A 21,543-nucleotide genomic window follows, 5' to 3' on the forward strand; every position below is an offset into this window, starting at 1 on the left:
CAAACTGGCGGGCGGAGGACACCGCGGAACGAGCGGTCATCAGTCCAGCAGCAGGGCGGGCTCCTCGAGGATCGACGCGACGTCGGCGATGAAGCGGGACATCCCGTCGCCGTCGACCACGCGGTGGTCGAACGAACCGGCGACCGTCGTCACGAACCGGGGGCGCACCTCGCCGTCGACGACCCACGGCTTCTGACGGATCGTGCCCAGCGCCACGATGCCCGACTCGCCGGGATTGATGATCGGGGTGCCCGCGTCCATGCCGAAGACGCCGATGTTCGTGATCGTGATCGTGCCGTGCTGCTGATCGGCCGGAGTCGTCTTGCCGTCGCGCGCCGTCTGCGTGAGCTTCTCGAGCGCCCGGGCGAGCTCGCGCATCGAGAGGTCCTGCGCGTCCTTGATGTTGGGCACGAGCAGCCCTCGTGGCGTCGCGGCCGCGATCCCGAGGTTGACGTACCGGCGCACGCGGATCTCGGCGCCGCTCTCGCCGTCGACCCACGCCGCGTTCACCATCGGCGTGCGCCGCGCTGCCCAGATCACGGCGCGCGCCATGATGAGCAGCGGCGAGACGCGCACGTCGGCGAAGTCGGGCGAGGCCTTCAGCCGCTTGACGAGCTCCATCGTGCGCGTGGCGTCGACGTCCGTCCACACCGAGACGTGGGGCGCCGAGTAGGCCGACTGCACCATCGCGGTCGAGGTCGCCTTGCGCACGCCCTTGACGGCGATCGTCTCCTCGCGGCCGCCTGCGTCGGGGGCCGGCACCGCCGGAGCGACGGCTGCCGGACGGGATGCCGCCACCGGAATCGTCTCCTCCCGCACGTCGCCCCAGTCGGGCGTCTCGATGTTGCGGAAGACGCTGGCCTGCGACGCGTGCTTCACGACGTCGTCGCGTGTCACCTCGCCGGCGGGGCCGGTGGGCGCGACCGCGGTGAGGTCGACGCCGAGGTCGCGCGCGAGCTTGCGGATGGGGGGCTTGGCGACGACGCCGACGGATGCCTCGACCCGCTCCTGTGCGGTGGCAGCAGGCTTGCGGCGGCGCGACTGCACGGGTCCGCCCGTGCCGTAGCCGACCAGGACCGCGCCCTCGCCCTCACCCGCTGGGGCCGGCGCATCGGCCGGGGCACCGTGCTCGGACTGTCCGACGGTGGCCGGGCCCGCGGCATCCGCTCCCGCTGTGATCGTGATGATGGGCGCGCCGACGTCCACGGTCTCGCCCTCTCCGACGAGCAGGTCGCCGACCGTGCCCGCGAAGGGCGAGGGCAGCTCGACGAGCGACTTGGCGGTCTCGATCTCGACGAGGACATCGTTGACCGCGACGGTGTCGCCGGGTGCGACGTGCCACGACACGATCTCGGCCTCGGTGAGGCCCTCGCCGACATCGGGGAGGACGAACGTCTGGGTGCTCATGTGCGGTCCTTTCGGAGAGCCCGCTCGCCACGCTCTCCACGCCCACCCCACCGCTCGCGAGACTGCATCCGCGCACCGAGACCGCGGTCAGCGCATGCGGTTTCGGTGCACGGGTGCAGTCTCGCGGGGATCGGGACCGGGGCCGGGGCGAGAAGGCGGGTGGCGAGGAGCGGGGTGGTGGCGGGCACGGTGCGGTGGGTGGCGGGGGGTCAGTAGGCGAGGGAGCGGTCGACGGCTTCGAGGATGCGGTCGGCGTCGGGCAGGTACGTGCCTTCGAGCTTGGCCGGGGGGAACGGCACGTCGAAGCCCGACACCCGCAGCACCGGGGCCTCCAGGGCGTAGAAGGCGCGCTCCATGACGGTCGCCGCGACCTCGCCGCCGAGGCTCGCGAAGCCGGGTGCCTCCTGCGCGTAGACCATGCGGCCGGTGCGGCGGACCGAGTCGAGGATCGGCCCGTAGTCGATGGGTGACAGCGAGCGCACGTCGACGACCTCGCAGCTCGTGCCCTCGCTCTCGGCGAGCGCCGCCGCCTGCAGCAGCGTCGTCACCATTGCGCCGTGGCCGACGAGCGTGACGTCGGTGCCCCGACGCACGATGCGGCTGGCGTGCAGCGGCAGGGCGCGTGACGTCGTGTCGACCTCGCCCTTCTGCCAGTACTTGCTCTTTGGCTCGAGGAAGATCACGGGGTCGGGCGAGGCGATGGCGTCCTGGATCATCCAGTACGCGTCGTTGGCCGTCGAGGGGCTGACCACGCGCAGCCCGGGGGTGTGGGCGAAGTAGGCCTCGGGACTCTCCTGGTGGTGCTCGACGGCGCCGATGTGGCCGCCGTAGGGGATGCGGATCACGACGGGCATCTGCAGCGCACCCTCGTGGCGGTTCGTGAACTTCGCGAGCTGCGACGTGATCTGGTCGAACGCGGGGAAGACGAATCCGTCGAACTGGATCTCGCACACCGGCCGGAACCCGGCCATGGCGAGCCCGATCGCGGTGCCGACGATGCCGGACTCGGCAAGCGGAGTGTCGAGCACGCGGCGATCGCCGAACTCGGCCTGCAGACCCTCGGTCACGCGGAACACGCCGCCGAGCTTGCCGATGTCCTCGCCCATGAGCAGCACGCGGTCGCTGCCGGCGAGCGCCGCCCGCAGACCCGCGTTGAGCGCGCGGCTGATGGGCATGGTGGTCACGTCGGTCACGATGCCCCCTCCTCGAAGGATGCCTCGTACCCGGCGAGCCACTCCCGCTGCGCCTCGACGAGCGGATGGGGCTCTGAGTACACGTGGTCGAACATGAGCGCGGTGTCGATGCCGCCGAGCGCGTTCGTGCGCGTGCGGACGTCATCGGCGACGGCCTGCGCCTCGGCGTCGACGTCGGCGAAGAAGGCGTCGGACGCGCCTCGCCCGCGGAGGTAGGCCTCCATGCGGGCGATCGGGTCGCGGCGGCGCCACGACTCCTCCTCATCGGACGTGCGGTACTTGGTGGGGTCGTCGCTCGTGGTGTGCGCGCCCATGCGATACGTCATCGCCTCGATCGCGCGAGGGCCCTCGCCCGACCGGGCCCCCTCGAGCGCGACGCGGGTGACCGCCCAGCTCGCGAGCACGTCGTTGCCGTCGACCGGGATGCTCGGCATGCCGTAACCCTCGCCGCGCTTGAACAGCGGCGCGCGCGACTGCGTCGCGACCGGCACCGAGATCGCCCACTGATTGTTCTGCAGGAAGAAGACCTCGGGCGTGCGGTAGCTCGCGGCGAACACCATCGCCTCGTGCACGTCGCCCTGGCTGGACGCGCCGTCGCCGTAGTAGACGATGACAGCCTCGTCACGCTCGGGGTCGCCCGTGCCGCAGCGCCCGTCGAAGACGAGCCCCATGCCGAAGCCGGTCGCGTGCAGCGTCTGGGCCCCGAGCACCAGCGTGTAGATGTGCGTGTTGCCGTTCTTCGGGTCGGTCGGGTCCCACCCGCCGTGCGTGAGGCCGCGCATCAGGCGGATGATGTCGAGCGGGTCGACCCCGCGGATGCGCGTGACGACGTGCTCGCGGTACGACGGGAACAGATGGTCCTGGGTGCGCGCGGCGCGGGCGGAGCCGACCTGCGCGGCCTCCTGGCCGAAGCTCGGCGGCCACAGCGCGAGCTGCCCCTGGCGCTGGAGGTTGGTCGCCTGCACGTCGAACGCCCGGATGACCGCCATGTCGCGGTAGAAGCCCTCGAGGTCGGCGTCGGCCAGTCCGTCGACGAGCGCGCGGTACGGCTCGGCGGCCGGCGATGGGGCGAACGTGCCGTCAGCGGCGAGGAAGCGGACCGTGCCTGGATCGTCGGCCGGTGCTGCAGCCGCGACCTCGACCGACCCGTCGATCGACGTCACCGCTCGACGCTCTCTCGCGTGCCGGCGTGACCGGCGGGGAGGTCGGCGACGACGGATGCCGCGATCCGCAGCACCTTCTCGACCGATTCCTCTTCGCCCACCGAGATGCGGATGCCGTCGCCGGCGAACGGGCGGACGATGATGCCCGCCTCGTCGAACGCCTGCGCGGCGGCGAGCGTCTCGTGGCCGGTGGGCAGCCACACGAAGTTGCCCTGCGCGTCGGGGACCCGCCAGCCGGCGTCGCGCAGCGCGGCGACGAGCTGGTCGCGCCGCTCGGCGATCGCGCGGACCCGGTCGAGGAGCTCCGCCTCGGCGTCCAGACTGGCGAGCGCGGCGACCTCGGCCTGAGCTGTGACGGACAGTGGGATGCTGGTGCTCCGCGCCGCGTCGAGGATGCGCTTGTGGCCGACGGCGTAGCCCACCCGGAGCCCCGCGAGCCCGAACGCCTTCGAGAACGTGCGGAGGACGACCACGTTCGGGTGGGTCGCGTCGCCGAGGACGAGCAGGCCGTCGACCGCGTCGGGGTCGGTGACGAACTCGGCGTACGCCTCGTCGAGCATGACGAGTACGTCGGACGGGACCTGCGCGATGAACGCGTCGAATTCGGCCTGGGTGACGATCGGGCCGGTCGGGTTGTTGGGGCTGCACACGATGATGGCGCGCGTGCGCTCGGTGATCGCGGCCGCCATCGCCGGGAGGTCGTGGCGGGCGCCCTCGGTGAGCGGCACCTCGACGGCGGTCGCCCCGGCGACGACGGCGAGCCACGGGTACGCCTCGAACGAGCGCCAGGCGTAGATCACCTCGTCGCCCGGGCCCGACGTCGCGAGGATGAGCTGCGCGAGGATCGAGACGCTGCCGGCTCCGATGTGCACCTCGTCGGAGGCGACGCCGAACCGCTCGGCCAGGCGCTCGCGGAGGCGGGCGGCCGAGGCATCCGGATACCGGTTCACGGCGGTCGCGGAGCGGATCGCCTCGACGACGCCGGGCAGCGGGTCGAACGGGTTCTCGTTGCTCGACAGCTTGAACGCGTCGCCACCGGCCTGCCGACCCTGCTTGTACGGAGGGAGTGCAGCGATCTCGGGGCGGACGCGGATGGGGATGTCGGAAGCGTCGGTCACCCTGCGAGTCTACGAGCGCGCCGTATGCCGACGGGAGGATACGTGGGCGTCCGAACACCTGGCACGGCATCCTCGCACCCGCGCAGAGCGCGTGCCAGACTGTGCTCACTATGGGCTTCATCATCCGCGTCGTCGTCAATGCCTTCGCGATCTGGGTCGTCACTCTGATCACGGCTCTGCAGGTCACGGTCATCCCGTTCCCGCCCGGCGAGACCCTCCAGCTCGTGCTCACGCTGCTGGCGGTCGCCGCCATCTTCGCCCTCGTCAACACGATCCTCGGCACGGTCATCAAGGTGCTGGCGTTCCCGCTGTACATCCTCACGCTCGGCCTCATCGGGCTGCTCATCAACGCGTTCCTGCTGTGGTTCACGGCCTGGATCACGAGCTTCTGGAGCTGGGGCCTGCGGGTCGAGGACTTCTGGCTCGGCCTCGTGGCGGCGATCATCATCTCGCTGATCAACTGGATCTTCGGCATCATCCTGCGCCCGCGGAAGAAGGACTGACGCCGTCGCCCCGCTCGGCGGCGAACTCCAGCACCTCGATCGACTCGGCCTCGGCGAGCCCCGCGAACACGTCGCGGACCTGACCCATCCGCGGATCGCTGGATGCGTCGACGAGGACCGCCGTGTCGGTGTACGACATCATCCGGTGCGCCGGCACGCCGAGATCGCCGAGCCCGGACGGGGAGTCGGCCTCGCGCTCCGCGACGAAGCTGCCCGGTGCGCCCACCGCTCCGTCGTGACCCGCTCCGGCGAGCGCGGCGACAGGGTCGTCGGTGTGCCGGATGGCGACGCTCAGCGTCCCGGGACCGACGTCCGCCTCGACGGGTGAGCCGAACGACACGAGCGTGCGCACGTCGTACTCGCCCTCGAGCGCGAGATGCGACGTGATCATCGCGCCCTGCGAGTGCCCGAACGCGTGGACGACATCGCCGGGCTCGGCGCCGGCCGCGGCGAGCGCCGCCTCGGTCGCCTCGTACGATGCCGAGGACGATCCCGCGTAGAGCTGCGCGTTCGACAGGTTGTCCCACGGATCGTGGCCGCCCGCCGCGAACGTCTGCATGCCCGCGACATAGACGGCGTACTGCCGCGAGCCGTCGGCCATCGTGTACCGCTCGACGCGCACGCGTGAGTCACCCCCGCCGGGCATTCGCCGCGCAGCGCCGGCGAGGCCGGTCGGCGCGACGGTCGGCGTCTCGACAGGAGGCACCCGCGTCAGCGTCACCGGATCGCGGCCCCGCCCCGTGAGCCGTGCGTCGGGGCCGAGCCGGCCGAACCCGCCGACCCCGGCCACGACCCCCAGACCGAGCGCGAGCCCACCCAGCGCCACGCCGCCGACGATCGCGCCGGTCGCGTTGACCTCGTTGCCGAGGACGACGCCCACCTCGGTGGCCTCGCGCACGAGGTCGCCGGGCGCGTTGACCGTCCACCAGAACCGGGCCTCCGCGGCCGCCGCCACCGCGTCGGGATGACGTGCGACCAAGGCCCCGCGCAGGAGATCGATGCGCGCGGCCGCGTCACGATCGGCCGAGAGCACGGCGGCATGATGCCGGGCGTCGAGCTCGACGAGCTCGTACACCGCAGCCGCCTCGCGGAGGGCGTCGGCGATCTCGCCCGCGCCCGCGAGGGACGCTGTCAGCCGAGAGCGCAGGGTCGCAACGGCCCCGGCGGCTTCCCAGGAGTGGGCGCGCTCGGCGAAGAGCATCATCTCGAGCGCGCCGACGCGGTGGCACAGCGCGTCCAGTTCCTCGCGCGCAGCGAAGAACTGCGCGGCGGTACGCCGCAGCGTCTCGGTGTCGACGGCGACGACCCCGCCGCCGCTGAACTGCACGTCGCTCATCAGAGGCCCCGATCCCACGAGAACAGCACGGCATCACGCGCGCGCGCCGCCGACAGGCGCGCGGTCTCGGCGAGGCACACCAGGCTCGACACCTCGCCGGCCCACTCCTCGGCTCGGGCGTGGAACGCGGTCGCGGCGGACGACTGCCAGTCGGTGGAGGCGGCCAGCGCCCGCGCGAGAGCCGCGGCGTCGCCGAGCCGATCGCTGACCACCCCCAGTTCCCTCGCGACGATGTCGAGCTGGGAGGCGACCCCTGCTGTCCACGTCGTATCGTGCATCGCCCCATGCTGGTCGGACGCGACAGCGCGCCACCGACGTCGACCCCGACCTGTGCAGGGCTCCGCGGCCCGCACCCCTGTGAAGGAGGAGAGCGGATGCCGCGGCATCCGCTCCTCACGAAACGAGAGGACGCCGCCCCGGCGAGCAGGGCGGCGTCCTCGTCGTCAGCCGGAGGTCACAGGTACGAGAGGAGCCCCTTCACTCCGACGATCACCGTCGCGGTGTCGGTCGCGATGTTGCCCGCGGCGTCCGTCGCCGTGTAGGTGAAGGTGTAGATCGCGCCGTTCACCGCCTTCACCGTGAAGTGGGTGTCGTCGATCTCGGTCCATGACGCGCGGGGCTTGCCGTTGGTCGTCACACTCGTGAGTTCGACCGTCACCTCGCCGCGATCGTCGTCGGCGTGGAGGTAGACCCAGACGCTGCGATCCTTGTTGTTCGGCACGAGGACGAACGACGGGACGGCGATCGCCTCGATGGTCGGCGCCGTCGTGTCGGGCGGCGTCAGCTCGAGGCCGACGAGCACCGGGTCATGGTCGCTCGACCGATACGGGTCGGGCGCCCACAGGGCGTCCTGCGCCGGCTGCTTGAACGACATGTCGTAGTCGATCAGGCTCGGCTCGTCGGCGTTGATGTTCCACGGCGACGCGCCGCGGACGTCCTCGAGCAGTCCGGGACCGGCCAGCGCGTGATCGAGGTAGCCGTTCTCGCCGTCGAACACATAGCTGTACGCGTCCTCACCCTGGTACTTCAGGTTGAGGTCGGTGTAGCCCTTCGCCGTGAGCGCCGTGATCGGGTCTTCCTTGTCGTAGGCGTTCAGGTCGCCGATGATCAGCTCACGGCCGACGGTGCCCTGACCGGTCGGGTCGGTGGCGAGCCAGTCGGCGAGCGCGTTCGCCGCATTCGTTCGCACGATGTTGCAGTTGCCCTGCAGCGGGTCCTCCGGCTCGCCGGTGCACGCCGAGCCCTTCGATTTGAGGTGATTCACGACGACGGTGAAGGCGGCGCCGCGCGCGTCCTGGAACGTCTGCGTGAGACCGGGCCGGTTGCGGCTGTCGAGCCAGCGCGGGTCCTTCGCTTGATTCATCAGGGCGAAGTCGCCGACCGGCGTGACCGACGCGGGCTTGTAGATGATCGCCGTCGTGATCACGTCTGTGCCGATCTTGCCCGTGACGAGCGGCGCATAGACCTCGGAGCCCAGCTCCTCGTTGAGCGCCGTGGTGAGGGTCTTCAGCGCCTGCGAGTCGGCGTTGTTCTCGATCTCGATGAGGCCGAAGACGTCGGCGTCGATCGCGGCGAGGGCCGACACGATCTTCGCCTCCTGACGGTCGAGCTCCTCCTGGGTGTTCGCACCGCGCGCGATGTCATCGTCGGCAGACGTGTTCGGGTCGTCCAGCGTCGTGAAGTAGTTCAGGACGTTGAAGCTCGACACGACGAGATCGCCGCCGACCTCAGGAACCTCGGGCCGCGGGTTGGTCGCCGTGTAGATCGGCTTGCCGGTGGGCTGGATGGCGTACGTGCCGAAGCGGTCATCGAGGATGCCGGTCACGTTCTTCAGGGTGTCGCCACCGCGGAAGGTGTTGTCGAGCGTGAACACGTCGCCGTTCGGGTGGATCGCAGGATCGGGATTCTGGATGCTGCGCCCGTCGTCGATCGTGATCCGCTCGGCCACGTTCGACAGGTCCAGTGCGGCCGCCCGCGGGTCGCTCGGCAGGTACCGTGCCGTCGGGACCGACTGACGGGTCAGGCCGACGTCGACCGTGCCGTAGCGCGCGAACTCGAAGTACTCGAGGATCGACAGCGTCTGCGGGAGGGTGACGAACATGCCCTCGAGCGCCTCGCGCTGAGCGGGCGTGGCGGGGAGCGAGAACGACGTCGGCGCCGGGAGCGTCACTCCCGAGTCGCAGATCTCCACGTCGGCGAGCACGATCTCGGTCGTCCCCTCGAACTCCTTCACCTCGCCGGCCACGCTGACCACATCGCCGACGGCGACGTCATCGCCGTTCTGCGCGTAGACGAAGATGCCGTCCGACGTGGCGGAGTCGCCGTCGCCGCCGTCCTGCACGAAGTAGCCGCTGAAGCCGCCGGTCTGGAAGTCGCCGACGACCGTGCCCTTGACGAGCACATCGGTCCCCGCCACGGGCGATGCCATGCCCGAGCCCTGCACCGAGCCGATGGTGACGTGCGTCAGTTCGCACCCCGCCTCGATGTCGGGCGGGTCGACGGGCGGAACGGTCAGGGAGTTCGGCTTGCCCGGGGTGTACGCGGCCTCGCCGTCGATCAGCGTGCCGGTGATGCCGGGGATGCCGGCCAGATCGAAGTCGTTGCGCACCCAGTCGGCGGTGGTGTCGGTGTCGGTGCCGTCGGGGATGCGGGATGCCCCGCCCGGCGCGAACGGCAGTCCGTCGTACGAGACCCCCAGCGTCACGCCGCCGTAGGTGCGGTCGGCAGCGCCACCGTCATGCACGGCCACCGCGTCGACGACCTCGAAGCCGAGGCCCTCGTCGACGACGCCGTCGTCGTTCGTGTCGATGTCGGTGCCGGGCGCGGGAACGGCGCCGGTCACGAGGAGCAGGCTGAGCGTGCCGTTCTCGAGCGCACCGTTCGCGAGCGATGCCAGGCTGCGGCCGGTGGCGTCGGCGGCCGGGAAGGAGATGACCTCGTCGACCACGCCGAAGGCAGGCGTCGTGGTCGCGTCGCCCTCGATCTCGAGGACGCGGTAGCCCGACAGGTCGGTGCCCGGGGTGGCCAGCAGCTCGACGAACTCGACGTCGTCGCCGGCGGTGCTCGCCGAGAACTCGTTGATCACGACCTTCTGCACGGGAGGCTCGCCGCCGCAGTTCGCGGTGTGGGCGCCGAGGCCGTCGAAGGTGTCGATCGCGAAGCCGTCCCACTCGTCGGCGGGAGTGAACGCGTTCGCGCCGTCGGTGTCGCCGACGCACACGTCGGCCTGGCGACGGAGGGTGGCGTCCTGCGCACCGGTCGCGCCGGTGCCCCACTCGGTGCCGGGATCGAACCCGATCTGCCCGAAGACGTCGACGGCGGTGGAGCCGTTGAAGAGTGCGATGACGTCGTCGCCGTTGTACCAGCTGCCGGTGGCGATCTGATCGCCGAGCGCCTGGAGCGCCTCGGAGGCCTGGCTGTTGACGACCACGAAGGCGTCACCGGCGGCGACGGTGCCCGACAGCGGCACGGTGAGCGTGGAGGTGGCGGAGCCGTTGAAGTACATCCTGATCGAATAGCCGGTCAGATCGACGGGCGCAGCGGTGGGGTTGAAGACCTCGACGGCCTTGTTGTTGCCCGACCCCTCGACCATCTCGCTGATGAACAGCTCGGTCGGGGCTTCGGCTGCCACCGCGGAGGGCGCGATCAGCCCGGTCAGGGCGATGGCACCGGCGGCGACTATGGCGACGGTTGCTCGTGTGGAACGGCGCACAGATCCTCCTGGACATGAGAGAAGGCCGGTGGGCCTTCGGCGCAAGGCTAGGCGAGCGCGTGTCGCGCGGGAAGGGCTATTGGAGGAGAGTTCGATAACGTTCGGTGAAGATCGGGCTGAGCAGCATCCGTCACCTCTTGGGCACCCCCTGTCGGCGCGCAAGAATGGAGGTCATGACGGCCACCCCCGGCGATCCCTTTCGCGTGGTCTTCGTCTGCACCGGGAACATCTGCCGTTCACCCATGGCCGATGTGGTCTTCCGAGGATTCGCGGATGCCGCGGGCCTGGGCTCGCGCGTCGCATCGACGAGCGCCGGCACCGGCGACTGGCACGTCGGCGAGCGCGCCGACCAGCGCACCATCGACGCCCTGACCCGCGCCGGCTACGACGGCACGCGGCACCGCGCGCGGCAGTTCACCCATGCCGACTTCACCCACAGCGACCTCGTGATCGCGCTCGATCGCAGCCACGAGCGCATCCTGCGGGGCTGGGCGCGCAGCGAATCGGACGCCGACAAGATCGCCCTGCTGCTGCGGTTCGATCCATCGGCCACCACGCTCGACGTGCCCGATCCGTACTATGCCGGGCCCGGAATGTTCGACGAGGTGCTCGGTATGATCGAGAGTGCGAGCCGGGCGCTCTTCCGGCAGCTCGAACCCGCGATCCGTCCGGTGCACTGACATCGGCGCCGCCCTCTGCGTCTCGACGGGAGCATCGTGACCTCTCTCCATCCCACCGCTCTTCCGTGGCAGCCGCTCAGCCCGCTCGACGGTCGCTACCGCGAAGCCGTCACCGGTCTCGCCGACTACCTCTCGGAGGCGGGGCTCAACCGCGCGCGCGTCGAGGTCGAGGTCGAGTGGCTGATCGCCCTCACCGACCGGTCGCTGTTCGGCACGTCACCGCTGAGCGACGATGAGAAAGCGCGCCTCCGCGCCCTCTACCTCGAGTTCGGCCAGGCCGAGATCGACTGGCTGGCCGAGAAGGAGGCGGTGACCCGCCACGACGTGAAGGCCGTCGAGTACCTGGTGCGCGACCGCCTCTCGACGCTGGGGCTCGACTCGATCGCCGAACTGACCCACTTCGCCTGCACGAGCGAGGACATCAACTCCACCTCGTACGCACTCACGGTGCAGCGCGCGGTGGCGCGCGTGTGGCTGCCGAAGCTGCGCGCGGTCATCGACGCGCTCACCGACCTCGCGGTACGGCACCGCGACGCCGCGATGCTCTCCCGCACCCACGGCCAGCCCGCCACGCCGTCCACGATGGGCAAGGAGCTCGCCGTGTTCGCGTGGCGCCTCACGCGCGTGGCCGACCAGATCGCGGCCGGCGACTACCTCGCGAAGTTCTCCGGCGCCACGGGCACCTGGTCGGCGCACCTGTCGGCCGATCCCGACGTCGACTGGCCCGAGCTCACCCGCTCGTTCATCGAAGGTCTCGGTCTCGGCTTCAACGTGCTCACGACGCAGATCGAGTCGCACGACTGGCAGGTCGAGCTCTACGATCGCGTGCGGCATGCCGGCGGCATCCTGCACAATCTCGCCACCGATGTGTGGACCTACATCTCCATCGGGTATTTCACGCAGATCCCCGTGGCGGGCGCGACGGGCTCGTCGACGATGCCGCACAAGATCAACCCGATCCGCTTCGAGAACGCCGAGGCCAACCTCGAGATCGCGGGCGGCCTCCTCGGCACGCTCTCGCAGACGCTCGTCACGAGCCGACTGCAGCGCGATCTCACCGACTCGACGACGCAGCGCAACATCGGCGTCGCGTTAGGCCACTCGCTGCTGGCGCTCGACAACCTGCAGCGCGGGCTGAGCGAGATCTCCCTCGCCGAGGACGTGCTGCTTGCCGACCTCGACGCGAACTGGGAGGTGCTCGCCGAGGCGATCCAGACAGTCGTGCGGGCGGAGATCGCCGCCGGTCGGTCGCAGATCAGCGACCCCTACGCGCTGCTGAAGGACCTCACCCGCGGCCGCCGTGTCGGCGCCGCGGAGCTCGCCGAGTTCGTGCGCGGACTCGACATCGGCGACGCGGCGAAGGAGCGGCTGCTCGCCCTCACTCCTGCGACGTACGACGGCCTGGCGTCGAAGCTGGTCGACGAGCTCGGCTGAGGCTCAGGTCTGTCGCCTGCGGGAGCCGGCCGGCAGTCCCCCGAGAACAGGTGATCTGGCGGAGACAGGAAGACGCGGCGGGAAACGTCCTGCGTGCGCCAGATCTCCTGTTCTGGGCGAGGGGCGCTCGGCTCGCTAACGACCCGGCTGGTCGCCGCGCTTACGAGCCCGGCCGGAAGGTGTCAGGCCTTCGGGCCGGCGCCGGGCGCGGCATCCGACGAGTCATCCTCATCGGGCATGAGCACCGGCTTGTCGATCGTCTTCGTCACCTGAGCCGGGTCGACGGCGAGGAGCAGGAGCGACACGATCAGCAGCACGGCGATGAACGTGATGCCGGCGATGATGAGCGCGAGCACGAGCGCGGCCCGCGTCTGCTCGCTTCCGCCGGCCTGGAAGAAGCCCATCGACACGAGCGTGACGATGCCGGCGAACAGGGCGGCCGCGAACGCGAGCCCGAGCAGCTGCAGGGGCTTCATGAGGTCGCGGCGGGTGGGGCGGTCGTCGCTCACGCGGGATCCTTCTGGTCGGCGGGGGCGGACGCCGGGGCCTCGGTGACGACCTCGGCTTCCTTTCGGGGCGAGAAGCCCGCGATCCCCAGGTATACGGCGACGATCGCGGCGTAGACGCCGAAGATGCCGACGGCGATGATGATGCCGGTCAGGGTGCCGGTCATGCCCGCTTCCTCGACGCGGTAGGTGAGTGCGTAGCCGGCCGGGACGAGCGCCAGCGCGATGCCCAGCAGCACGCCGACCGCTCCGACCACGACGCCGTCGCGGGCGTCGGACCGCGGGCCGGGGTCCACGACCGGGCGCACGTCGGCGACGCCGGGGGCGATGTCGCGCCGGGCACGCGGACCCCGCATCGCGCGCCAGCCGGCGATGAGTTCGAGCGCCCCGCTCACGAGGGCCCATGCGATCACGACGGAGAAGAACCCCGTCACGGTGCGCAGCGGCATCAGGCCGCCCGCCATGCCGGCGACGAGGGTCACGCCGCCGAGGGAGGCGGCGGGCCAGCGCCGGCCGGCGGGATGGACGAGCCACACCGAGAGGAGCAGCACGAGGCCGGTGGCGATCGCGAAGCCGCTGAACACCGACATCCCGACCTGCGCGGAGTGGTCAGGCGAGAACGTGATCATGACCGCGGCGAGCGCCGCGAATGCGGCACGTGCGAGCTGCACGTGGCGCACGTCGAACGTGCGAGCGGAAGAAGCTGAGGTCACGGCGGATTCCTGCGAGACGGAAGAGATGCCTCCAGTCTAGTTCGGCCCGCTGCGAAGGGCCGCCGCGGCCGGGTGGTGCCGAGCGTCACGCGAGCGAGTCGAGGATCTCCACGAGCAGCTCGTACGTCGTCAGCGGGCTGATGATCGCGAAGCGCAGCACCGGCTCGCCGGCGTGCGAGCTGGGCACCACGAAGCCGCGCTGGTCCTCGAGCAGGCGGTCGGACCACGCTTGGTAGTCGACGGCCGACCAGCCCTCCCGGCGGAAGACCACCACCGAGAGCTGCGGGTCGCGCACGAGCGAAAGTCCGTCGCGCCGCTCGATCTCGTCGGCGATCCGGCGGGCGAGGTCGATGCCGTGCGCGATGGTCACCCGGTACTGCTCGGTGCCGTGGGTCGCCAGCGAGAACCACAGCGGCAGCCCCCGTGAGCGCCGGGTGAGCTGGATCGCGAGATCGGACGGGTTCCAATCCGGCGACTCGGTCAGCGTGTCGAGGTACTCCGCCTTCTGCGTGTGCGCACGCAGCGCGAGGGAGGGCTCGCGGTAGATCAGCGCGCAGGCGTCGAAGGGGGCGAAGAGCCACTTGTGCGGATCGACGATCACCGAGTCGGCGAGCTCGACGCCCGCGAACGCCGGGCGCAGCTCCTCGACGAGCATGGCCGCGAGTCCGTACGCGCCGTCGACGTGCAGCCAGATGTTGTGCGCCTTCGTCGCGACGGCGACCCCTGCGATGTCGTCGACGATGCCGAAGTTGGTCGTGCCGCCGGTCGCGACCACGGCGAACACCGCATCCGCGTGCTCGTCGAGCGCGCGGGCGACCGCGTCTCCGTGCAGACGCCCGTCGGCGCCGGGAGGAGCGGTGATGACGTCGACGTCCATCACGGCGGCGGCGGACGCGATCGACGAGTGCGCCTCGGCGCTGCACAGCACCGCCCAGCGCGCCGGGTCGGGGCGGCCCGCGTCGCGGTTGCGCCGGCGCGCGGCATCCCGAGCCGTCACGAGAGCCGAGAGATTGCCGATCGTGCCGCCCTGCACGAACACCCCGCCCGCCGACGCGGGCAGCCCGAACTCGCGTGCGAGCCAGTGCAGCACCTCGTTCTCGGCGAAGACGGCGCCGGCGCCCTCCATCCACGAGCCGCCGTAGATCGCGGATGCGGACACCACGACGTCGAACGCGAGCGACGCCTTGCTCGGTGCGGAGGGGATGAACGACAGATACCCCGGGTGGTCGGTCGAGATGCACGCCGGGGCCAGCACGTTCTCGAACAGCGCGATGGCGCGGCGAGCGCCGATGCCCTCCTCGGTGATGGAGCCGGACGCGAGACGGGACAGGTCGTTGGGACGCATCGGCTTGTCGAGCGGCACGTCCTTGTAGAGCGCGCGGCGCCGGGCGTAGTCGAGCACGTCGTCGACGGTGTGGCGGGTCTCGTCGGAGATGGCGTGCATCTGCTCGGGGGCTGGCGAGGTCATGGCTTCTCCATGGATCGGGTGACAGTCCACGGTAGATCCCGTCGCGCGGGTTGTCACTCCGGCGGTCGGGGAACCGATCAGGATTGGAGAAGCGGATGCTGCGCGGTCTGCGTAGCGTGAAGCCCGAGGTCGTGAACCAGATCGCACACCGTGAAGGAGAACGCCATGAGCGAGAAGACCGAGTCGAGGGAATCGACGGCCGGACTGTCTGCCGAGGAGCGGGCGGCCATCAAGGAGCGGGCCAAGGAGCTGCGGGCGCAGGAGAAGGCCGGCAAGAACCGCGAGGCGGGGCTCAAGTCCGTTCTCGACGTCATCGCGAAGCTGGACGGCACTGACAAGAAGATCTGCGAGGGACTCGTGAAGGTCGTCGGCGAGGTCGCCCCGGAGCTCGTCGGCAAGACCTACTACGGCATGCCGGGCTTCGCCAACGCGGACGGCAAGATGGTCGTCTTCGTGCAGCCGGCCGGCAAGTTCAAGACCCGCTACGCGACGCTCGGCTTCGAGCACCCCTCCCACCTCGACGACGGCGACATGTGGGCGACCGCGTTCGCAGTGCTCGACTGGAACGCCGCCGTCGAGAAGCGGGTCACCGAGCTCGTGACCGCGGCGGTCTCGTAGGCGTCAGGCGGCGCGGAACCGGGGCGAGCCGAGCACGCGCTCGACGGTCAGCTCGAGCACGACCCGTTCCGGGTTCACGCGCGGTGGGCGGTAGCGCGCCGCATACAGCTCGACGGCGTGGGCGACGGCATCCGCATCATCATTGATCCGTACGGTGCCTTCGAAACTGATCCAGCGCGCGCGGTCGACCGAGCAGATCGTCGCCCGGCCGCGTCGCTGGGCGTTGAGGAACTTCTGCGTGCCGCGGGTGCCGATCACGCGCACCACGCCGTCCTCGTAGGTGAAGCCCACGGGCACGGCGTGGATGCGGTCGTCACGCCCGAGGGTGGACAGGGTCGCGAGGTGGTACTCGTGGAGGAACTCGAGGGCGTCGTCGGTCAGCACCGGTCCAGCCTCGCACGCGGCGGCGGTGCTCAGCACTTCGCCGGGAGCCGGTACACCGACACATGGCTGCGAGACTCGCCGGTGAAGGCGCGGCGGTCCCAGTCCGCCCACCGGGACTCGAGCTCGAAGCCGGCGAGGCGCGCCATGAGGTCGAGTTCGCTCGGCCAGATGTAACGGTGCGGCGACCGCCCGATGCGGGCCTCGCGACTGCCCGTGATCTCGGGATCGAAGCGCACGTGGTGCGACACGATCAGCTGCTGCAGCGTGTCGACCGTGTCGACGAGCAGGTAGCCGGGTTCGCTCATCTCCACCGTGCCGCGGTAGCCGGGCGCGAGCGCCCGCAGTTCGGGCACCCACAGCTCGATGACGAAGCATCCGCCGGGGGCGAGGTGGCGTGCCGCGTTGCGGAAGCACTCGACCTGGGCCTCCTGCGTCAGCAGGTTCGAGATCGTGTTGTACACGAGGTAGGCGAGCGCGAAACCCTCGCCGGCGTACGCGGTGGTCATGTCGCCCTCGACGACCGGCAGCCGCTCGGCGCTGGCCTTCTCGCGGAGGCGCGCGATCATGGCCGTCGACAGCTCGATGCCGACGACCTCGACACCGGCGTCGCGCAGCGGGAACGCGACGCGCCCGGTGCCGACGGCGAACTCGACTGCGCGTCCGCCGTGCGCGAGCTCGGCGAGCACGTCCACCGTTGGGCCGAGCACGTCGGCGGAGAACATCCCCTCGCCGGGGGTGTCATAGCTCTGCGCGACCTCGGCGTCCCAGAGCCTCTGCTGGTCGACCATCGGGCCATCCTGGCCCGGCTGGCCGACGTGGTCAACGGGTGCGCGAGCGGCCTGCTACTGGAAGTCGCCTGCCGGAGCCATGTCGGTGAAGCGCGAGAAGTGGCCCTGGAACGCGACGGTGATCGTGTCGGTGGGGCCGTTGCGGTGCTTGGCCACGATCAAGTCGGCCTCGCCCGCTCGGGGCGACTCCTTCTCGTAGGCCGCCTCGCGGTGCAGCAGCACGACCATGTCGGCGTCCTGCTCGATCGAGCCCGACTCACGGAGGTCGGACAGCGCGGGCTTCTTATCGGCGCGCTGCTCGGGACCACGGTTCAGCTGCGACAGCGCGATCACCGGGCACTGCAGCTCCTTCGCGAGGAGCTTGAGGGCCCGCGAGAACTCCGAGACCTCCTGCTGACGCGACTCGACGCGCTTGCCGCTCGTCATGAGCTGGAGGTAGTCGATCACGACCATCTTCAGCCCAGCCTTCTGCTTGAGACGACGGCACTTCGCGCGGATCTCGACGAGCGTCATGTTCGGGCTGTCGTCGATGTACAGCGGCGCGTCGTTGATGCGACCTCGCGTCGCGGCGATCGTCGTCCAATCGCGCGAGTCGAGCGTTCCCTTGCGCATCGCCTGCAGCGGGATCGATCCCTCGGCGCTCATGAGGCGCATCGCGATCTCGCTGCGCCCCATCTCGAGGGAGAAGAAGATCGTCGGCATGTCGTGCTTGATCGCCGCGGCCCGCGCGAAGTCGAGCGCGAGGGTCGACTTACCCATGGCGGGTCGTGCGGCGATGATGATCATCTGGCCGGGGTGCAGACCGTTGGTGAGCTGGTCGAGACCCGAGAAACCGGTCGGGATGCCGGTCATCTGGCCGTCGCGACCGCGGGCCGCCTCGATCTCTTCCACGGCCGCGTCGACGGCGATCGTGAGGGGCACGTAATCTTCTGCGGCCTCGGCGCCGGTGACCGAGTAGATCTCGGCCTGCGCATTGTTCACGAGGTCGAGCGCCTCGCCCTGACCCGAGTAGCCCATCTGCACGATGCGGGTGCCGGCGTCGACGAGGCGGCGCAGCAGCGCGCGCTCCGAGACGATGGACGCGTAGTACCCGGCGTTGGCGGCTGTCGGGACGATGGAGGTGAGCGTGTGCAGGTAGTCGGCACCACCGGCGCGCTGCAGCTCGCCCGTCTTGATCAGCTCGTCGGTGACCGCGACGACATCGGTCGGCTCACCGTGCGAGTAGAGGGTGAGGATCGCCTCGAAGATCAGCTCGTGCTTCGGGATGTAGAAGTCGGCGCCGCGGAGCGTCTCGATGACGTCGGCCACGGCGTCCTTCGACAGCAGCATGCCTCCGAGGGCGCTCTGCTCGGCGAGGAGATCGTGCGGGGGAGTCCGCTCGAACTCACGGGGTCCGCCGCCCATGCGCTCTTCGGAGATGTCGGCGATCGACATGAATGCAGGATCCTCCACGTGTTCGGGTTCCGTCCGGACGGCTCGCCGAGTCGGGTGCGCACGCGCCGCAGAAGGAACGCGGCTGTGGCGAAGCGGGTGCGGCGGGAGAGCCGGCGCTGACCCGGACCTCGTCGTCTGAGACGTGCCGCGCTCTCCCCCGGAGTGCCGAAGTCCACGGTAGGCAGGGGTTCCGACAGCCGCAACAGAGGCTGTGGATAACTCTGTGGAGAGCCTGCGTGAAACGCCGATAGACCTGTGAACAACCCCTGTGGAGAATCTGCGTAGTTCGGCGGGGAAAGCCTAGCGAAATGGCGGTTGACCTGGCATTCCCCAATCCACAGGTTGTGGAGGACGATGTGGTTGAAGTCGCGCTTGAAGGTTGGCCGTCGGACTGCCCCCTGTGCACAATTCCGCGGCGTTGATGACCAACGGTCCGCTTGACGACCGCCTCCAAGAAGACCCTGGACACCGCCCCGGGAGAGCGCTAGCCTGTCCAGTCCAGGCACCCTCAGGCGCATTCCGCTCGGAATGCGTGACGTTCTTCGTCGTGGGAGGTGAACGTGGAGATCGCTACCTCGCAGTTGTCGAGGATCTGGCGGCTGGCCCTCATCGGGGCCGCGACTGCGTTTGCCTGGATCGCCCTCTCGCTGCTGCTCGGACTCGGCTCCTGGTCCGCGCACGCGGATGAGGGCGACGACGAGGGCACGGGCCTGCTGGGTGCCGTCACCTCCGCCGTGGACCGCACGGCCACCACGGTCACGACGACCGTGACGAAGACCACGTCCGCCGTCACCGAGGTCGTGAACACCGTCGTCGAGGTGGCGCCCGCCCCGGTGCAGCAGCCCGTGCGGCAGGTCGCGCAGACTGTCGGCACGACGGTGACCACGGTCGCGAAGCCGGTCGTCGAGGTCTCGAACGACGTCGTCGGCTCCGTCACCGCCCCCGTCGTGGACGTGGTCACCCAGGTTCCGGTGGTCAGTGGCATCGTCACCGGCACGGGCGTGGACCAGGCCGTCTCCGACCTCGGCAACACCGTGGACGACACGATCGGCGGACTCACCGGAGCGGTCACCGACACGGGTTCCACCATCGGCCAGCCGCCCGCCGGCACTCCCGCGCTTCCCCCGGCGACGCCCGGAGTTCCGGTGCTCCCGGGGGCTGAAGAGACCGACGAGCCGGCAGCCGCCGAGCACCCCGAAGCCACGGTCACGGCGGCCCCGGCGCTCGACTGCGACATGGCTGCGGCATACGCGGCCGGCGGGGCCGCGGCATCCGCTCAGCTCTCGCTCTTCGACCGCGCGTCAGAGAACATCTCCGCGCCGTCTGCCACCGTTTCGTCGTCCTCGGCGTCTTCTGACGCCCGCGGACCCTTCGCTCCGGCGGGGGAGCTCTGCCCGCCGACTGCTTCTTCCTCGGGACCCGGTGGTGCGGGTCCCGGCGCCTGGGCGCTCGTCGCTTTCGGTCCACTCGCCGCTCTCCGTGCCTGGGGGCGTCGTGCCGGACCGGAGGACGACCTCGCGCCGCCGGCGCCTGCAGGATCCACCGACGTCTCCCCTGACTGATCGGCTCATTCCGCCTTCTCGAGGCGGACGAGCATCGGCGCGCACCCTCGCGCGTCTCGACACATCAGTCACATCGAAGAGGAAGACATCATGCGTACATTCATCAAGCGCGCCTTGCTGGGCACGCTTCTCGCCGGCGGCATCACGCTGCTCGGCGCAACGGTCGCCAACGCGGCTGAGACCACGGGGGAGGACGGGCTGCTCTCGGGCACCCAGGCCCTCCTCGACGTGAACCTCCCGGTGACGATCAGCGGCACCTCGCTGTCGGTCATCGGCGACTCCACGAGCCAGGACGCGGCCACCACGGCCCCGGCTCCCGCACCGGCGGCCCCGGCTCCCGCACCGGCGGCCCCGGCTCCCGCGCCCGCGGCGACCACCAGCGGCCACGACGGCGCCGCCTCGGGAACGCAGGCGCTCGTCACCATGACGGTGCCGGTCACCGTGTCGGGGAACTCGATCTCGGTCGTCGGTGATTCTTCGTCGACGGATGCCGCAACCGCCGCTCCGGCACAGCCTGCCGCCGCCGCGACCCCGGCCGCTCCGGCGACCACGTCGGGCGCCGACGGACTGCTCTCGGGCACCGAGGGCATCGTGTCGGTGAACGTGCCGGTCACGGTGGGCGGCAACGCCGTCTCCGTCGTGGGCGACAGTTCGAGCGAGGGCTCGTCGAGCACCGCGGGCACCGCCGGCGGCGGTTCGGGCACCGAAGCGATCACGGGCGGGCAGGACTCGATCGCGGGCGGCACACAAGTCGTCGCTCCGGTCTCCGACCCCGTGAACGTCGGCGGCAACGCCGTCTCGGTGATCGGCGACAGCACCAGCTCGGATGCCACCACGGCACCGGGCTCGACCGGCGGCGCAGGCACGGCGACCGCGGGCGGAACCGACGGCACCGACTCGATCGCCGGCGGCACGCAGGTGATCGCACCGATCGCCGCACCGATCACCGCCGGCGGCAACGCCATCTCGGTCATCGGCGACAGCACCTCGACGGACAGCGCGGTCGCGCCTCCCGCCGGGAACGGCGGCACGGGCGGTCTGACCTCGGGAGGTGACTCGATCCTCGGCGGGACGCAGATCCTGGCTCCGAGCGAGCTGCCGATCACGCTCGGCGGCAACGCCGTCTCGGTCGTCGGCGACAGCACCACCGTCGTCCCCGCTGCACCGATCGACCCGACCGACCCGACGGACCCGACGGATCCCAGCGGCCCGACGGACCCGACCGACCCCACGGAGCCGGTCGACCAGACCGACCCTGTCGGTCCGGTCAGCCCGGCCGGTCCGGCTGATCCGAACGGCACCGACATGTCCGCTGACGGCGGCGACGTGACCGGTTCGCCGGCCGTTGCCGGAGCCGCCGCACTCGCCGAGACGGGAGCGATAGGCGCGCTCCCCGCGCTGCTGCTGGGCATGGTGCTGCTCGCAGCGGGCGCGACGGCGCTCGGGTCTCGGCGGCGCTCGGCCTGATCCGCACGTCACAGACCAGGCGGATGTCGCGACCGGGGGGCTCGCGGCATCCGTCTG

Annotated in this window: 19 protein-coding genes; 6 read left to right on the forward strand and 13 right to left on the reverse strand. The window is 70.6% G+C overall.

The genetic code is table 11. The features are described from left to right. Positions 1-39 precede the first annotated feature (39 nt). From MK786_RS06920 to hisC, 4 genes are all read right to left on the reverse strand, one after another. Positions 40-1,407 carry a dihydrolipoamide acetyltransferase family protein gene (locus MK786_RS06920; protein ID WP_241111503.1) on the reverse strand — a complete coding sequence of 456 codons (1,368 nt, stop codon included), beginning with the start codon at positions 1,405-1,407 and terminating at the stop codon, positions 40-42. Positions 1,408-1,616: 209 nt separating this feature from the next. Further along, the gene (locus tag MK786_RS06925; protein WP_225221756.1) at positions 1,617-2,582 is read right to left on the reverse strand and encodes an alpha-ketoacid dehydrogenase subunit beta; all 966 of its coding nucleotides are present in this window, start codon (positions 2,580-2,582) and stop codon (positions 1,617-1,619) included. Positions 2,583-2,596: 14 nt separating this feature from the next. Next, the gene (locus MK786_RS06930; protein WP_241111717.1) at positions 2,597-3,754 is read right to left on the reverse strand and encodes a thiamine pyrophosphate-dependent enzyme; all 1,158 of its coding nucleotides are present in this window, start codon (positions 3,752-3,754) and stop codon (positions 2,597-2,599) included. 5 nt (positions 3,755-3,759) lie between these two features. After that, a complete protein-coding gene (hisC, locus tag MK786_RS06935) occupies positions 3,760-4,881 on the reverse strand; it encodes a histidinol-phosphate transaminase (RefSeq protein ID WP_241111504.1) in 1,122 nt (373 codons plus the stop codon). A 110-nt stretch (positions 4,882-4,991) separates the two neighbouring features. Between hisC and MK786_RS06940 the strand changes: the two genes are divergently transcribed. Continuing rightward, positions 4,992-5,384 carry a phage holin family protein gene (locus MK786_RS06940; RefSeq protein ID WP_241111505.1) on the forward strand — a complete coding sequence of 131 codons (393 nt, stop codon included), beginning with the start codon at positions 4,992-4,994 and terminating at the stop codon, positions 5,382-5,384. Here the strand turns inward: MK786_RS06940 and MK786_RS06945 are convergent. From MK786_RS06945 to MK786_RS06955, 3 genes are all read right to left on the reverse strand, one after another. Beyond that, positions 5,356-6,720 carry a hypothetical protein gene (locus tag MK786_RS06945; protein ID WP_241111506.1) on the reverse strand — a complete coding sequence of 455 codons (1,365 nt, stop codon included), beginning with the start codon at positions 6,718-6,720 and terminating at the stop codon, positions 5,356-5,358. The genes MK786_RS06940 and MK786_RS06945 overlap by 29 nt on opposite strands. After that, on the reverse strand, positions 6,720-6,998 hold the full coding sequence (locus tag MK786_RS06950; protein WP_241111507.1) for a hypothetical protein: 279 nt from the start codon (positions 6,996-6,998) through the stop codon (positions 6,720-6,722). The genes MK786_RS06945 and MK786_RS06950 overlap by 1 nt, the downstream gene beginning before the upstream one ends. A gap of 176 nt (positions 6,999-7,174) precedes the next feature. After that, the gene (locus MK786_RS06955; protein ID WP_241111508.1) at positions 7,175-10,432 is read right to left on the reverse strand and encodes an ExeM/NucH family extracellular endonuclease; all 3,258 of its coding nucleotides are present in this window, start codon (positions 10,430-10,432) and stop codon (positions 7,175-7,177) included. Between the two features lie 173 nt (positions 10,433-10,605). Here MK786_RS06955 and MK786_RS06960 point away from each other — a divergent pair, with 173 nt between their 5' ends. After that, positions 10,606-11,112, forward strand: a complete 507-nt coding sequence (locus MK786_RS06960; RefSeq protein ID WP_241111509.1) for a low molecular weight phosphotyrosine protein phosphatase — start codon at positions 10,606-10,608, stop codon at positions 11,110-11,112. A gap of 36 nt (positions 11,113-11,148) precedes the next feature. Then, positions 11,149-12,546 carry an adenylosuccinate lyase gene (purB, locus tag MK786_RS06965; protein ID WP_241111510.1) on the forward strand — a complete coding sequence of 466 codons (1,398 nt, stop codon included), beginning with the start codon at positions 11,149-11,151 and terminating at the stop codon, positions 12,544-12,546. Between the two features lie 182 nt (positions 12,547-12,728). Here purB and MK786_RS06970 read toward each other — a convergent pair whose 3' ends face one another. The 3 genes from MK786_RS06970 to MK786_RS06980 all read right to left on the reverse strand — a co-directional run bounded on the left by MK786_RS06970 (position 12,729) and on the right by MK786_RS06980 (position 15,233). Next, entirely contained in the window at positions 12,729-13,055 is a 327-nt protein-coding gene (locus MK786_RS06970; RefSeq protein ID WP_191764897.1) for an amino acid transporter, read from the reverse strand. Beyond that, positions 13,052-13,765, reverse strand: coding sequence for an acyl-CoA synthetase (locus MK786_RS06975; protein ID WP_241111511.1), 714 nt, complete (start codon positions 13,763-13,765; stop codon positions 13,052-13,054). The genes MK786_RS06970 and MK786_RS06975 overlap by 4 nt, the downstream gene beginning before the upstream one ends. 85 nt (positions 13,766-13,850) lie before the next feature. Further along, positions 13,851-15,233 carry a pyridoxal-dependent decarboxylase gene (locus MK786_RS06980; RefSeq protein WP_241111512.1) on the reverse strand — a complete coding sequence of 461 codons (1,383 nt, stop codon included), beginning with the start codon at positions 15,231-15,233 and terminating at the stop codon, positions 13,851-13,853. A 165-nt stretch (positions 15,234-15,398) separates the two neighbouring features. Here MK786_RS06980 and MK786_RS06985 point away from each other — a divergent pair, with 165 nt between their 5' ends. After that, a complete protein-coding gene (locus MK786_RS06985; protein ID WP_241111513.1) occupies positions 15,399-15,851 on the forward strand; it encodes a hypothetical protein in 453 nt (150 codons plus the stop codon). Positions 15,852-15,854: 3 nt separating this feature from the next. Here the strand turns inward: MK786_RS06985 and MK786_RS06990 are convergent, their stop codons facing one another. The 3 genes from MK786_RS06990 to dnaB are packed head-to-tail and all read right to left on the reverse strand — an operon-like array spanning position 15,855 to position 18,457. Then, a complete protein-coding gene (locus MK786_RS06990) occupies positions 15,855-16,235 on the reverse strand; it encodes a PPOX class F420-dependent oxidoreductase (protein ID WP_241111514.1) in 381 nt (126 codons plus the stop codon). Between the two features lie 29 nt (positions 16,236-16,264). Continuing rightward, the gene (locus MK786_RS06995; protein WP_241111515.1) at positions 16,265-17,023 is read right to left on the reverse strand and encodes a class I SAM-dependent methyltransferase; all 759 of its coding nucleotides are present in this window, start codon (positions 17,021-17,023) and stop codon (positions 16,265-16,267) included. Between the two features lie 54 nt (positions 17,024-17,077). Then, the gene (gene dnaB / locus MK786_RS07000; protein ID WP_191764910.1) at positions 17,078-18,457 is read right to left on the reverse strand and encodes a replicative DNA helicase; all 1,380 of its coding nucleotides are present in this window, start codon (positions 18,455-18,457) and stop codon (positions 17,078-17,080) included. Between the two features lie 560 nt (positions 18,458-19,017). Between dnaB and MK786_RS07005 the strand changes: the two genes are divergently transcribed. Further along, a complete protein-coding gene (locus MK786_RS07005) occupies positions 19,018-20,019 on the forward strand; it encodes a hypothetical protein (RefSeq protein WP_241111516.1) in 1,002 nt (333 codons plus the stop codon). A gap of 90 nt (positions 20,020-20,109) precedes the next feature. Further along, on the forward strand, positions 20,110-21,486 hold the full coding sequence (locus MK786_RS07010; RefSeq protein ID WP_241111725.1) for a hypothetical protein: 1,377 nt from the start codon (positions 20,110-20,112) through the stop codon (positions 21,484-21,486). The last annotated feature ends 57 nt before the right edge of the window (positions 21,487-21,543 follow it).

Origin of the sequence: Microbacterium sp. CFH 31415 (assembly GCF_022538185.1) — a bacterium.
Classification (GTDB): domain Bacteria; phylum Actinomycetota; class Actinomycetes; order Actinomycetales; family Microbacteriaceae; genus Microbacterium.

Excerpts from the sequence above, each read along its gene's own strand:
- MK786_RS06960 (WP_241111509.1), top strand. The coding sequence starts at position 10,606 with ATGACGGCCACCCCCGGCGATCCCTTTCGCGTGGTCTTCGTCTGCACC.
- MK786_RS06920 (WP_241111503.1), bottom strand. The coding sequence starts at position 1,407 with ATGAGCACCCAGACGTTCGTCCTCCCCGATGTCGGCGAGGGCCTCACC.
- MK786_RS06925 (WP_225221756.1), bottom strand. The coding sequence starts at position 2,582 with ATGCCCATCAGCCGCGCGCTCAACGCGGGTCTGCGGGCGGCGCTCGCC.
- MK786_RS06980 (WP_241111512.1), bottom strand. The coding sequence starts at position 15,233 with ATGACCTCGCCAGCCCCCGAGCAGATGCACGCCATCTCCGACGAGACC.
- dnaB (WP_191764910.1), bottom strand. The coding sequence starts at position 18,457 with ATGTCGATCGCCGACATCTCCGAAGAGCGCATGGGCGGCGGACCCCGT.
- MK786_RS06950 (WP_241111507.1), bottom strand. The coding sequence starts at position 6,998 with ATGCACGATACGACGTGGACAGCAGGGGTCGCCTCCCAGCTCGACATC.
- MK786_RS06995 (WP_241111515.1), bottom strand. The coding sequence starts at position 17,023 with ATGGTCGACCAGCAGAGGCTCTGGGACGCCGAGGTCGCGCAGAGCTAT.
- MK786_RS07010 (WP_241111725.1), top strand. The coding sequence starts at position 20,110 with ATGCGTACATTCATCAAGCGCGCCTTGCTGGGCACGCTTCTCGCCGGC.
- MK786_RS06945 (WP_241111506.1), bottom strand. The coding sequence starts at position 6,720 with ATGAGCGACGTGCAGTTCAGCGGCGGCGGGGTCGTCGCCGTCGACACC.
- MK786_RS06985 (WP_241111513.1), top strand. The coding sequence starts at position 15,399 with ATGAGCGAGAAGACCGAGTCGAGGGAATCGACGGCCGGACTGTCTGCC.
- MK786_RS06940 (WP_241111505.1), top strand. The coding sequence starts at position 4,992 with ATGGGCTTCATCATCCGCGTCGTCGTCAATGCCTTCGCGATCTGGGTC.